We start from the raw sequence: 12,994 nt of genomic DNA, 5'->3' as shown, positions 1-12,994 counted from the left end.
TTATATTTATTCAAGCTTGGAAAAATATCCCTATCAAGCTTTAACTATAAAACAGTGTATCCACTTTTGTAATCACCATAGCTTATATCACAATCCAATAATTTAATTATTTGGATATTAATGCTAACCCAAAAATACAAATAATTAGCAGTATATCAGAAATATGGATTTTTTCTTTTAATGCAACACTCCCAAAAATCACGCTATACAAATTAGTCATATTGAGAAAAATCCACGCAATTCCCGAATTAGGTGATGACGTTGCTAATGTATACGTTGCTTGTGCCAATATTGTCAAAACCGCACGGGCACCATAAATCCAAAAGATTTGTTTGTTAATCTTCACACCCTTAATTTTCAAACCATGATGTTTAACCCAAAAAGTAATAATTGTGATGATACAACGAATATAAATTGTAGCAATCGTAAAGTATACTAGATCAACTAGTCTAATAACTCCTTTAGTTAATAGTGGTGACAGAGCTGCTTGTACAATCAACAGCGGACCAATAACCATAAATATTTTTAACAAAGTTGCCACATTCATCTGACTGTGTCTCTGCTTAAAAATAATGTAACAAACTACAATAACTGTGGATACAATTGAGATTAAGTATGACGACTTGTTAAAATAACCCATGGTTAAAAAGATAGCTAAGGGAATAAACAAATCAGTCATTTTACTTAAAACAATTGATTGCATTATCGTTACTCTTTTAAAAACATAGCTGTAACCATACGCAACTAGCTGCGCTAATAAACCGTAAATAATAATTCTGCTAACATAACTTCCCGTTATTTTGGGTGCGGGAAACTTATTCAACAAGCCAATTAAAAATACGGTTACTAGTGCTGTACTGCAAAGATTATTCAAAAAATTCACGTTAATTGAACTTTGATGGCGGTATCCCATCTGATAACGATCAATTACTGAGATTATCCCTCTGGATAAAGACGAGATTATTGCAAATGCAATTAATAAAAAATTGCTTATTATCATATTATTAGCATTCCAACTTCCCACTTAAAAATGATTGCTCCAACTTACTTCTAATCATTTTACTTATTCCAAATTTTAATATTTATTATCATCTGCTACGCGTTCAGATTTTCCAACAGTGTCTGCTTTAAATATTGCCTTAGCATCAGTCTAGAAATTTGAAAAAGATGTTCTTTGTTATTAATATTTTATATAATACTATTAGTATTTATTAAAAACTTGAGTAATATTAAAGCTTGCTAATTTTACCTCTTTATTTCCTCTGTGTAAAGCGCTAACACAAAAGCGAAAAAAAACGTGCATAATATTCTAGCATGCTATAATTTGCGGATGAAGAGTTGACACGTTTTCAGTGTAAAAAGACGTACCTGTAAGTTGACTACTTACAACGCGCGGTGGCAATCCCAATGGATCGCTTTTTTTGAAGCCAAAAAGGCGGACATAAAGCCCGCTATATCAACATATATCCTAATCCTAAAAATTATTCTTAACTATTCAACTAGTTAAGATTATTTTATTTAAGTCATTTAACGCTAGAAACATGTAGTCTTACTACTCCAACTGTTGTTATAACAAAATTTACAGAACCTATTAATTAAATCATGTGACACTAATTGTGGTTACTAATTACGTTGGAACACTTGTACTGAGCCCATATTACTACACCAGAACTCAATACGATCTTTTTTATCATCAATTGCTTTAGGCTGTTTTCTATGATATTTATCATCATAAATTGGTACATTCTTAGGATAAAAAGTAACAGCATAATTAATTGCACCGACATCTGCACTAGCTGACAATACATTGTTCTTCTTATAAAACTTTAGCTTCGTTTTTTTATTATTCTTAACAAATATATATTTGCCATGGAAGGTTTCAATTCTAGTTTTCTGAATAAATTCCCTTATTTTATGTTTCGTAATTTTCAACTTAAACAAGTATTTAGGATTTAATTTATACCAAGTTATCCCTTTACCATCATAAGCATTGTGCATAGCACCAACTTCTTTCCACTTACCTAATAAGCTAGTATAATTGCCTTTTTTTATTTGAGAAAAATTCATTATTGGCTTTTTACTTATTTTTCTAGTTTCTTTAGTTGCATACGACTGAATACTAGAGTCAGCTCTAACTTGGTAAGCATCACTAAACATTTCTACACACGTTACTAAGCAAAAAAATAATTTTATTAATTTATACTTTTTCATATTAGTCTCCTATAAATTAAAGTAATGAATTAATTCATTACTTTAATTTATTTTACCCCATTAACAAAAAAGATAGTTCAAAGCCTGCCAATCAATAAATTACATTTAACTCTCATTCACAACCAAATCTGACATTTCAATATTTCTATCTTCATCAACATGGACATACGTTTTCATAAACATTTTAACCATATAACCCATGCGACTTGCGGCCCAAGGATAGGACATTCCTGGAGTATTGCTTAACTTAGTTGCTACCGTGTGCCGACAAGTATACATGCTGATATTTAAACCGTTACTATCTGTTCTTACCCGATCACAAATGTTTTTTATTAGCTGGAGCATGATCAAAAGACTATTATCTTAGCAAACTCAACCCTTTTAACAATAATTATGAAAATAGTTCATTAAAACAAAAAATAAGCTTAACTATCATTTTGTTAAGCTTATTTTATTTAAGTCATTTAACACCATAAGTATTTCGATTTTTTATCAAAAACCAAATTTATCCAAAATATAATTTAATTTTATCTTCTATCTATCTTTTAACATGATTCTTTGTAAGCAAGCTATACCTAATGCTGCCATGAAATAAATTAATCCTACTAGCAAAATGTTTCTACCCAAAATTGGTAAAAATAAAGTTGCACCATTTAGATAAATAAACCAAAAAATAACCATAAAAAAGACAAACAAACGATTGTCTCCAGTCATTTTTCCCAAAAGCCATGCAAACAATACTAGAAAAAACGTAAAGCTTATTAACAAAAATGCCCCTTTCCCAGATTTAATAATAATCGGAAATAGCAAGAGCAACGTACTAAAAAATCCGGCTAAACATTCGAAAAGTGCTTGCTTTCTACGACTGTTATTAATAGTCTTTAGCCACACATTCATGCCCATTTTTTGCCCCTGAACACCTATATTGCTCAAGAATGGCAATGCTACTAGCAAAATTAATGGTAATAAAAATTGTACACATGTTTGTCGATCAGAACCTAGCGCGATCAACCATAAAATCAATATTCCCCATTTAACCCAATAAGACATTGGCCGCCATAAATTAATAAAAGATAATTTTAATAGTGGGCAAGGGCTGATTGCTTTATTCGAAACTGGCTGTTTTGCTTTTTTATAAGAAGCAGCTGACTTTTTAACTTTATTTTTATAATAATGCGGCGTAAAAAATATTACAGTCATTAGAAAGAATATCAAAAGCAATAGTAGTTGACAGATGAATACTGCTACATTTTGTTTTGAAAATGAAATTGCTGGAAAAATTAAATTTCTAGTTCCCGTACTTTTTATCGTGCTTGATAACACACCTAAACTGCCAAAAGATTTGCCACTTGCAGCAATACAGGCTTTACGTATTGTTTCTATTAGGTAAACATTACCAGAAAAATTACCAATTCTAGCAATAAAATTAGTAGGATCGGTTGTTCCCCAAATATAACTTATTAATATTAAGACACTAATTAAAATTGTTCCTAAAGTCCCGCGTAAAAAAGAAACAGTTTCACTAAAGATCGCTAAGATGGCAATCAAAACTATTCCAGGAATCATTAGTAAAAATGGCATTAAGAATTGTTGCCAGCTAAGTCTCTGCCCCGGAAAACGTAGCAAAATCATCGCAAAAGAACCAATTGCAATAAATATAAGTAGACTAAACATTAATAAACATGCAGATAATAATTTGCCTAAAATATATTTAACCTTAGAGAACTGAATAGAAGACATTAACTCTGCCGCACCATTTTCCTGGTCAACTGTAAGCATGTTTTTCAAATAAATGTATTCAATTATCGGTAAAAATAACCCCAGAACCAGGCAAACACTGATTGGTATCCAAGTTGGATTACTTGCCTGTCGATAAATTTTAGGATCAATCGTAAATACACTAAAACTACTGTTACGATTAGGCGAGCCGATCACACCCATAAACAGAGCCAGCAGTACTAATATCCAATAACTCCAACGCCGCATTCGTTCTTTAAAATCAGCCTGCATAATTCTAAGCATTCTGATCACAACTTTCAATCAAAGCTAAACTTGCATCTTCTAAACTAGGAACAACCAATTTAGCAGCACTATTAGGAGTATTTTTTTGAATAACACGCACATGAAGGCCATCAGAGCCTTGAATAAGTGAGCTTACATTTGTTAAGTTACTGATGTTTGTTCCACTAGGCAGAACATATTCCCAAACCAAATTTTGTGCTTTAGCAATCAAATCTGACGCAGTTCCTTGGTATTTAATAGTCCCTGATTGTAAAACAATTAAATCATTAGCAATTGCTTCAATATCAGAAATAATGTGCGTTGATAATAAAACTATTCGGTTTACAGCAAGTTCAGCCAAAGTATTCCGAAGAATCACACGCTCAATTGGATCAAGCCCAGCTGTTGGTTCATCAACTACAATAATTTTTGGATCACCCAAAAGAGCTGCTATCAGTCCAACTCTTTGAATCATACCTCCAGAAAAACTTGCTAATTTTTGTTTACCTACATTTGCCAACTGAAATTTCATCAACAAAGAATCAATCTGAGCTACACTCTCTTTTTGTGGTAGATTCTTCAATGCTGCAATATATTGTAAATATTCCTTTGCTGTTAAATGAGAATAAAATGGAACTTTTTGCGGCATGTAACCAATTAATTGCCGCATCTTTTTCGGTTCCTTAACGATATTTACACCATCAAGCATAATCTTCCCACTATCCGGTTTAATAATAGTGGCGATAACTTTAAGTAAAGTCGACTTACCAGCACCATTAGGACCAATTAACCCAATCAGTCCACCAGATTTTATTGTAAAATTCAAGTTATTCAAGATTAAGTTTGAATTCAGACTCAATGATAAATTAACTACTTTTAATTGCATAACAAACTTCCCTTTTATTAACTGGATAAAAAATATTATACTACCTTTTAATATCTATATTTTTTAATTAATAAATTCTATTCAATTCCTATTCATAACCAAATCTGACATTTCAATATTCCTATCCTCATCAACATACACATAGGTTTTCATAAACATTTTAACCGTGTGCCCCATACGACTTGCTGCCCACGGATAAAACATTTCTGGAGTATTGCCTAATTTCGTTGCTATTGTGTCTACCGTGTGCCGGACAAGTATACATGCTAATATTTAAACCGTTACTAGCTATTTCGACTTGATCACAAATGTTTTTTAGCATATCATTCATACTTTTTACCGGATAACCTAATTTTAAAAACCAAAAATAACTTTTACTAACAAAAAAATAATCTTAACTATTCAACTAGTTAAGATTACTTTATTTAAGTCTATTAATCCCTATAATTTGATATTATCACCAAACTATTTTAACAAACATTTTATGTAGTCTACTAAACATTCAACAACTTATGCAGGCATAAATTTGATTTTTACCTTTTACTTAGTAGCCTGAGCAATTTCGCTCAATAATTTTGTTGAAGCATTCATTGAACCACTCTCGATTCGCGCAATAGTTGATTGCAGCTTATTTACCAATTTAGCAAATTTTATTTGTGCTAGACCCAAACTATCTCGTAGATCTCTCACTTGAACCGCGACTTCAAAATTTATATTATCTTGAGCAACTTCTTTAGCGAATTCAAGATCACGCTTGCCCCTATTAATTGCTATTTCTTAAGATGATCAATAATCAAATTAGAAATAACATTGACGAGTATCCCTGATACTACGCCAATTATAAAGCTTGACTAGTAGTTAGTCTCCTAAAGCCGATTACTTTAGGCGTCATAAAAAATATAATTAAGCAGTGCGAGTATTTCATCATCTTGATAATTTTTGATTGTTATTGCAATTCTCGGTTGAATATTAACTAAGAAGTTAGTAGCTTGATTGATAATATCTTCAGTTGTAAAGCTGTATTCTAATAATTGAGTTTTCTTTGTTGACATAGAAGTGTCCTTTCTTGTTTTATTTAATTTTGTTATATACGTGATAACAAATTTTGAGTAAAAAATCATTTGTTATATTAAATTAATAAAGTGTTTTTTGTTTTTAGGGGGATCTTTTGAAATTTATATTATGTAATTAAAATTATAAAATGTAATTTAAAGTGTGATAGTGTTAAGAGCGTTGGTGCAAATGATAATAAGTTAGTTTTAGCTAAGTCATTGGTGTTTTTGCTTGTTTATAACTATTTTTTAATTTATTTTTATGAATGCTTTCTAGCAATAATATTATAAATTCAGATGTGAATTTTAGTAAAATATAAAAGATGAGGTTGATATTATGTTATTTTTTAGTTAAATTGAATTTAATAATGATACCTGAAATACTTGATTAGATTAATCATGAAAAAAATTAAATATTTTAAGTAGCTAAAAAAATAGCAACAACTAAATAATTTTAGTTGTTGCTATTGATAAAGTTAATTTTGATACAGTGTGGCCAAACTGTTGATATAATCTGTTGTAATGTAATTGGTATTTTGATTATTATAACCTATACCTGAATAAGGTGCCATTGTACTATTTGTACTACTTGCTGTGTGATCTAAGCCAAGAGCATGACCTATTTCATGTGCTATTGTTGCTTTTACTGCTAAATCATAATTAGTAGCATCTTGCTTTATTTTGCTAGTTAATATGTAAATATTATTATCACCAGTTTGAGTTAATACTGCACTTAGATTATTTTTAAATACATATTGACGTTTATTACCAATATAAGATTCACTTGGGGTTTCACAATAGCCTGTTTGATCTGCATCATTACTATTTGATTGATTAGTATTAGAAATTGTAATTGTTGGTTCTTTACTTTGATACACAAGATTAACAATACCTAATTTATTAATATCATTAATAGTTTGTTTAACTAAATCACGATCGTGACTTGAAAAATTACTATTGATGTTATATGTGATTGTTGTTTTTGCGTATCTGAAGCCTTCAAGATGATAGTTTGCTAAATCTGATTTAGTAAATTTAGTGATTTTTGGTACATCATAATTTGAAATTGCTTTTTGGTAAGGTAAATTGTGGTGAATATCAAAGTCATCAGGTATATCAAAGTTTATATTGCTTTTAACTTTATTATTAGCTTTTTTATGATGCTTTTTCTTATATTTACGTGCTATTCGTTTTGACTTTTTACTCTTATGAATTTTTTGCTTAATAACTTTAGCTTCTATTTGCGTAGGTTGAGCAATTATAGTGTCTGTTGTTGACATAATTAAAGCCATAGCAGTTATAAGTGTTAATAAAGATTTTCTAGTTTTCATGATTGTTTCTTCTTTCTGCTGTATTCATTATAAAATACTAACTCAAAGAAATCATTACCTAGTGTAACATTAATTACTAACAAATAATATTTTGGGTTTACTATTAAATCGGTTATCAGTTATCCATTAGTTGATAATATTTAAACCACAGCTCGTATTAATTTGATTACTGATTATTGATTGACTGGGGGTCGTAATATTTATATGCCCCAAAATTAAAAATGATACCTTCTGGCACCAAAAAAAGCGGGCATAAAGCCCGCCATATCAACATATATCCTAACCCTAAAAACTATTCTTGGAACCAAAATAATTTTTACTAATAAAAAATAACCTCAACTTACCTGTGCTAAACGTTGATAAATCAAGGTTAATTCTAAAAAACTGCATTAAAAAATGCTGACTAGAAGCATAGAGCCCTATAACATTAGCCTGTGTTATATTGATGATGGCATGGTATTATCATTGAGATCAAGTGTCATTTTTTGTGGCAATTAAATTTTTTACTTAAGCTATATTATTTTTGTAGAAACCAATTTTCTATTTCATTAGAATCTAAATTCAATTCATTACTGACAGACTTAACAAAAGCCTGCCATTTTTTTGTCTTAAGATTCTTAACAGTAATTGCTGCTGGTTTAATTCGATATGAACGCATTAACTTAATTAATTTACGTTTCTGTTTTATTGATAATTTATCAAATATTTTGCGCTCACTATAACTCATTCGTGTTATCAACTGATTCTCTACTCGTTCATTATCAATTGTCAAAAATGAACGTACTGGGATCAACAAATAAAATCCCATCGCAATTTTGGGATAAAACCAGCCTAAAATCAGTAAAACTATATTTAATAAAAAAGTACCATGTGTAAATGAACCTAGAATATCTAAATATGAGCGAATAAAATCTGCAGTATTAGAATAACGTTTTTTCAATGTCGAAAAACTAACTATTCGCATTAAACTTTCTACAATTAACAGAGTCATTCCGTAAAGCATAACCGTATATTTGGTTGCATTAGCAACCATCGCCATCGTTAAATTAGGAATCAACGAAATGATAAAGACCATCATCAGCTCTAACAGCATAATTTTTTTGCTAATTTGCTTAACTTCATCAGATGTACGTGCTAACTGATACCAAATACTGCCGACAAAACAAAAACTAACAAAATAAACTAAAACAGCAACCAATACATTGTTTAATGCATAATTCTTACTATTTATCTGTGGTAATTCAAGCGCCATAATTGTAATAACAATAGCCAAAATAGCATCAACAAATGTATCAAAGCGCTTCTTCATACTATGTGACAGCATAATATGCTCCTTTACAAAAGCTCTTTATCTAATGTAAATTCAATACCATTTTCAGTCTCAACACCATAAACATGTTTATCCGGATTTTCTTTCAAAGAGCCAAAATCAAAAATAGTCTTATTTTTATCAGTAGAAACTTTTTTAACTCCTTCAGTTAAAATCTTTCGATATGCACGAGCTAACCCAATATTCTCTTTCATCTTTTTGGCTGCAGCTGATAACGTATATCCTTCATCCAAAAAATGCTTAATTAACCGTGCATGAATCAATTCACTGTACGGCAATTTTATTGCACCGTTTTCAACATTAACTGTGTCAATATAGCCCATCTTAATCCAATAACGAATTTGACGTGCGTTGACTTTACAAGCTCGCGCAACATCACTAATACCTAAATAAACATTATCTGACTTAATTGTATCTCCTAGAAATAATCTTTGCGCCATAGCCTTACCTATTTTTATTCTTCATTAATAATTAAAAATTCCAATATCATATTTATAAAAATTCTATAATCATTTGGTTTCAATGTCAAATAATCATCTTCTAATGTCACATATTTTACATAAATTGACAGATAAGTTATATTAGATGCTGTCAATTTTACAACAGTTTAATTGACTAAATAATTATTCCATTTTGAAAGAAGGAGTTTTCTTTGTCGTCAAATATTAAAAAAGGTAGTTCACTCAATAGAACAATGATGTTAATTGTTTTACTTGTCGGAACATTTTGTACGGTATTAAATCAGACTTTATTATCTAATGCCCTACCTAAACTGATGTCTACCTTTAACATATCAACTTCTACTGCTCAGTGGTTAACCACAAGCTTTTTAGTAGTTAATGGTATTATGATGCCGCTATCAGCTTATTTAGCAACAACTATTAACACTAAGTGGTTATATACAGGAGCAATGGGGATTTTTCTTGGGGGAACAGTTTTAGCTTACTATGCACCCAATTTTGCCGTTATTCTTATCGGAAGAATTATCCAAGCCATTGGTGTCGGGATTACAATGCCACTTTTACAAACCATTATGCTATCGATTTTTCCACCTGAAAAGCGTGGTTCTGCACTTGGCATGGTTGGAATCGTTGTTGGTCTTGCACCTGCTCTAGGACCAACATTGTCAGGCTGGATTCTTGATAATATGTCTTGGCGCGCCTTATTTGGTTTAATGATCCCAATCATTATTGTAGTAATCATATTATCTGTTTTGTTTATGACACCTGTCATGAAAACTTCTAAACAGACCCTTGATTGGTTATCAGTTGCCTTATCAACAATCGGCTTCGCTTCACTGCTTTACGGTTTTTCTGCAGCTGGTGATAAGGGTTGGACTTCAACTGTTGTCATAAGTACCTTGATTATTGGTTTTGTAGCTATTGCATTATTTGTTTGGCGACAATTAGTTATTCCTAAGCCATTTTTACAGTTAAAGGTTTTCAAGACGCCTGCCTTTTCTCTGTCAACAATCCTGGCATCAATTACAATGCTAGCTAATTTAGGTGCCTCTGTTGTTTTGCCACTATACCTTCAAATTGGTCATGGTATGACCCCACTGCAATCAGGTTTAGTATTGTTACCTGGAGCATTGGGATACGCAATTATGAACCCTATAACTGGTAAAGCTTTTGATGCTCATGGAGCAAAACGTTTATCAATTACCGGATTAACTATTATTACGTTTGCTACGATTCCATTTTTATTCCTGACAGCAGACACACCCGTTATTTATATTATTTTATTACAAGCAGCTAGAATGTTCGGTGTGGCAATGGTAATGATGCCTGTCACAACTGCAGGAATGAATTCATTACCAGATTCCTTAATTGCTGATGGAACTGCTTCTAACAACACCGTTCGTCAGATTGCCTCATCAATTGGTTCGGCAATTATGGTTACTTTATTGACAAACGTTACAAATAATCATGCACCTGCCAAAAGTTTATTAAAAGCTGCACCGTTTGCTTATAAGCACGCATACATTAATGCAACTTTATCTGGTTATCAAGCAGCGTTCTTATTCTCTCTTGTTTTCTCAGTAATTGGATTAATTTTAGCCTTTTTGGTAAAAGATAACTCGCAAGTAAGTAAAGGTGGTGCTACCAAATGATTTTAGTTACATTAATTGTTAGTGTACTAGCATTATTCATTTTCTTTGTTTATACCAATAAGCCAGCTATTCGTTACATTGGAACTGCCCTTTCTGTAATTGTGTTTGGCTTATCTCTAATATTTATGACATTAAACAGCTACAGCCATTTTGGTATGCATCAAGCAACACATACAGAAGTCACTCAAATTTACCCAGCCAGTTCAAAAAATGGTCTAAACTTAATGTTATACAAGGAAATTGGGACTGATGGGAAAGAAACTGTCCAAGTCTATAAAAAGACTTTAAATCAAAAAAAGCCTAGTCATACCCAAGCTAATGAGTATACGGTTAAAAATAATCGCCTTAAATTTCATGATGGCGACAATGGCATTTTAAAAACAACGGAGACGCGTTGGCAATTCAATTCAAAAATGACTAAGTTTTGGTTTGGCTGGTCTGAATTAAACGGTAAGCTTGTTAAACGAACCAACACCTTCTATTTACCGAAAAGCTGGTTGCACTTGTCTACTGATCAAGTTAAAAAATTGCAACAAAAAATGGGCAAAATGAAAACACCTGCTGCTAAGGCTAAAACCAAAGAGCAGGCTAAGAAATTTGTCCAACAAAAATTAGCACAAGCAATGAAAACAGATCATTCTTTAGCCACTAATAAGACCAAACAAGCTAGACTTGCTAAACAATATGGACAAAAATTTCAACGTCAATTAATTCAAAAATTAGTTCATTAAACAAGGGGACCTTTATGAAACTACAACAAGCTAAACAGCAAGATCTTGATTTAGTGATGGACTTTTTAAATGACGGAAAAAGCCAATTAGCTAAACTTGGCGTAAATCAATGGCAGGACAACTACCCATCTGCTATTGATGTGACAAAAGATATTGCTATAGGTTCAGCCTTTTTAATACAATCAGATACTAATCAAAACGTTGGTGTGATCTCAATTGTTTCTGCACCCGATCATGCTTACGATTCTTTTACTGGTAAATGGCTACAGGATACTGAGCAATACGTTTCTATTCACCGAATAGCTATCCATTCAGATCATAGCGGTAAAGGATACGCTACTAAAATCTTAGAACAAGTAATCGGTTTTCTTAGTAATGCTCACCCACCATTTGAAAGCATTCGCGCAGACACTAATGAAAATAATCTACCAATGCAACACGTTTTTGAAAAGTTAGGATTCGTGAAAGTAGGAGAAATGTCTAGTCCTCACGAAACAAATGACGATATTTACTTTGTTTACGAAAAGTCATTAAAAAACAAATAATTGTTCATACTTTAGTTAATAAAAAATTGCTAGAAATAATACTAATGAAACCCCGAAATTAAGTAATTCGGGGTTTTATTATGCTCTATCTCTTGATCCCTTAAAAGTTTAATATTAAAACTCTCAGTAACCAAAGTTTTGAGGGCAGTAACTGTTATCTTGGAAAGGAGACAGAGCTTGTACACGTAAAGTTTTCATAAAGATTTAACAGTCTTGCGTGTTGCCAATACGCTAACTTTAATGTTAACTTTTGGTGTTTATTACTACCACTCACAAATATTTTTTAGCATATCATTCATGTTTTTTGAACAATTGGATAGCCTAATGCACATAAACGATAATCTTTAATGTTCTAGCATGTTATAATTAGCGTATGATGAGTTTACACGTTTCCAGTGAAAAATACGTACCTGTAAGTTGACTGCTTACAACGCGCGGTGGCGATCCCAATAGATCGCTTTTTTATTGGAACCAAAAAAAGCGGGCATAAAGCCCGCCATATCAACATATATCCTAACCCAAAAAACTACTCTTGGAACCAAGTTAATCCCTTGGTTCCATTTTTAGTGCCAAAATAACTTTTACTAATAAAAAATAACCTCAACTTACCTGCGCTAAACATTGATAAATCAAGGTTAATTCTAAAAAACTACATTAAAAAATGCTGACTAGAGGATTCGAACCTCCGACCTCATCATTACTAATGACGTGCTCTGCCAACTGAGCTAAGTCAGCATTGTCTTACTCGACAACGATATTAATTTAACCATATTAACAAAAATTATGCAAGCTTT

At 31.6% G+C, this 12,994-nt stretch carries 13 protein-coding genes and 1 tRNA gene; 3 read left to right on the top strand and 11 right to left on the bottom strand.

The features are described from left to right. Positions 1-106: 106 nt before the first annotated feature. The 10 genes from OZY43_RS00170 to OZY43_RS00125 form a co-directional block, all read right to left on the bottom strand. Entirely contained in the window at positions 107-913 is an 807-nt protein-coding gene (locus OZY43_RS00170) for a hypothetical protein (protein WP_277164835.1), read from the bottom strand. Between the two features lie 710 nt (positions 914-1,623). Then, positions 1,624-2,211 (bottom strand): DUF6287 domain-containing protein, encoded by a 588-nt coding sequence (locus OZY43_RS00165; protein WP_277164833.1) that lies wholly within the window; start codon positions 2,209-2,211, stop codon positions 1,624-1,626. Between the two features lie 105 nt (positions 2,212-2,316). Continuing rightward, a complete protein-coding gene (locus OZY43_RS00160) occupies positions 2,317-2,556 on the bottom strand; it encodes a hypothetical protein (RefSeq protein ID WP_277164831.1) in 240 nt (79 codons plus the stop codon). 189 nt (positions 2,557-2,745) lie between these two features. Then, entirely contained in the window at positions 2,746-4,221 is a 1,476-nt protein-coding gene (locus OZY43_RS00155) for a hypothetical protein (RefSeq protein ID WP_277164830.1), read from the bottom strand. 4 nt (positions 4,222-4,225) lie between these two features. Next, positions 4,226-5,098: an ATP-binding cassette domain-containing protein gene (locus OZY43_RS00150; RefSeq protein WP_277164828.1), complete on the bottom strand. Its 873-nt coding sequence runs from the start codon at positions 5,096-5,098 to the stop codon at positions 4,226-4,228. Positions 5,099-5,638: 540 nt separating this feature from the next. Continuing rightward, positions 5,639-5,872, bottom strand: a complete 234-nt coding sequence (locus OZY43_RS00145) for a helix-turn-helix transcriptional regulator (protein ID WP_277166404.1) — start codon at positions 5,870-5,872, stop codon at positions 5,639-5,641. 107 nt (positions 5,873-5,979) lie between these two features. Continuing rightward, the gene (locus tag OZY43_RS00140) at positions 5,980-6,150 is read right to left on the bottom strand and encodes a hypothetical protein (protein WP_277164826.1); all 171 of its coding nucleotides are present in this window, start codon (positions 6,148-6,150) and stop codon (positions 5,980-5,982) included. A 476-nt stretch (positions 6,151-6,626) separates the two neighbouring features. Further along, complete coding sequence (locus tag OZY43_RS00135; protein WP_277164824.1) at positions 6,627-7,481, bottom strand: matrixin family metalloprotease; 855 nt, start codon at positions 7,479-7,481, stop codon at positions 6,627-6,629. Positions 7,482-7,998: 517 nt separating this feature from the next. After that, a complete protein-coding gene (locus OZY43_RS00130) occupies positions 7,999-8,805 on the bottom strand; it encodes a TMEM175 family protein (protein ID WP_277164822.1) in 807 nt (268 codons plus the stop codon). 11 nt (positions 8,806-8,816) lie between these two features. Then, positions 8,817-9,251: a MerR family transcriptional regulator gene (locus tag OZY43_RS00125; RefSeq protein WP_277140985.1), complete on the bottom strand. Its 435-nt coding sequence runs from the start codon at positions 9,249-9,251 to the stop codon at positions 8,817-8,819. A gap of 254 nt (positions 9,252-9,505) precedes the next feature. Between OZY43_RS00125 and OZY43_RS00120 the strand changes: the two genes are divergently transcribed. From OZY43_RS00120 to OZY43_RS00110, 3 genes are read left to right on the top strand one after another with little or no spacing between them, the layout of a single operon-like run. Beyond that, a complete protein-coding gene (locus OZY43_RS00120; RefSeq protein WP_277141793.1) occupies positions 9,506-10,924 on the top strand; it encodes an MDR family MFS transporter in 1,419 nt (472 codons plus the stop codon). After that, entirely contained in the window at positions 10,921-11,655 is a 735-nt protein-coding gene (locus OZY43_RS00115; RefSeq protein ID WP_277164820.1) for a DUF4811 domain-containing protein, read from the top strand. Before OZY43_RS00120 ends, OZY43_RS00115 begins: the two co-directional genes overlap by 4 nt. A gap of 14 nt (positions 11,656-11,669) precedes the next feature. Then, positions 11,670-12,200: a GNAT family N-acetyltransferase gene (locus OZY43_RS00110; RefSeq protein WP_277164818.1), complete on the top strand. Its 531-nt coding sequence runs from the start codon at positions 11,670-11,672 to the stop codon at positions 12,198-12,200. A 662-nt stretch (positions 12,201-12,862) separates the two neighbouring features. Here OZY43_RS00110 and OZY43_RS00105 read toward each other — a convergent pair. Beyond that, positions 12,863-12,935 (bottom strand) — tRNA-Thr (locus tag OZY43_RS00105). Positions 12,936-12,994 lie beyond the last annotated feature (59 nt).

Source organism: Lactobacillus sp. ESL0785 (genome assembly GCF_029395455.1).
GTDB lineage: Bacteria > Bacillota > Bacilli > Lactobacillales > Lactobacillaceae > Lactobacillus.
This window is presented reverse-complemented; position numbering and strand designations above follow the sequence as displayed.

What these genes read in the sequence shown, in the direction of transcription:
- OZY43_RS00170 (WP_277164835.1), bottom strand. Translation starts at nt 913, where the DNA reads ATGGGATACCGCCATCAAAGTTCAATTAACGTGAATTTTTTGAATAAT.
- OZY43_RS00165 (WP_277164833.1), bottom strand. Translation starts at nt 2,211, where the DNA reads ATGAAAAAGTATAAATTAATAAAATTATTTTTTTGCTTAGTAACGTGT.
- OZY43_RS00160 (WP_277164831.1), bottom strand. Translation starts at nt 2,556, where the DNA reads ATGCTCCAGCTAATAAAAAACATTTGTGATCGGGTAAGAACAGATAGT.
- OZY43_RS00155 (WP_277164830.1), bottom strand. Translation starts at nt 4,221, where the DNA reads ATGCAGGCTGATTTTAAAGAACGAATGCGGCGTTGGAGTTATTGGATA.
- OZY43_RS00150 (WP_277164828.1), bottom strand. Translation starts at nt 5,098, where the DNA reads ATGCAATTAAAAGTAGTTAATTTATCATTGAGTCTGAATTCAAACTTA.
- OZY43_RS00140 (WP_277164826.1), bottom strand. Translation starts at nt 6,150, where the DNA reads ATGTCAACAAAGAAAACTCAATTATTAGAATACAGCTTTACAACTGAA.
- OZY43_RS00135 (WP_277164824.1), bottom strand. Translation starts at nt 7,481, where the DNA reads ATGAAAACTAGAAAATCTTTATTAACACTTATAACTGCTATGGCTTTA.
- OZY43_RS00130 (WP_277164822.1), bottom strand. Translation starts at nt 8,805, where the DNA reads ATGCTGTCACATAGTATGAAGAAGCGCTTTGATACATTTGTTGATGCT.
- OZY43_RS00125 (WP_277140985.1), bottom strand. Translation starts at nt 9,251, where the DNA reads ATGGCGCAAAGATTATTTCTAGGAGATACAATTAAGTCAGATAATGTT.
- OZY43_RS00120 (WP_277141793.1), top strand. Translation starts at nt 9,506, where the DNA reads ATGATGTTAATTGTTTTACTTGTCGGAACATTTTGTACGGTATTAAAT.
- OZY43_RS00115 (WP_277164820.1), top strand. Translation starts at nt 10,921, where the DNA reads ATGATTTTAGTTACATTAATTGTTAGTGTACTAGCATTATTCATTTTC.
- OZY43_RS00110 (WP_277164818.1), top strand. Translation starts at nt 11,670, where the DNA reads ATGAAACTACAACAAGCTAAACAGCAAGATCTTGATTTAGTGATGGAC.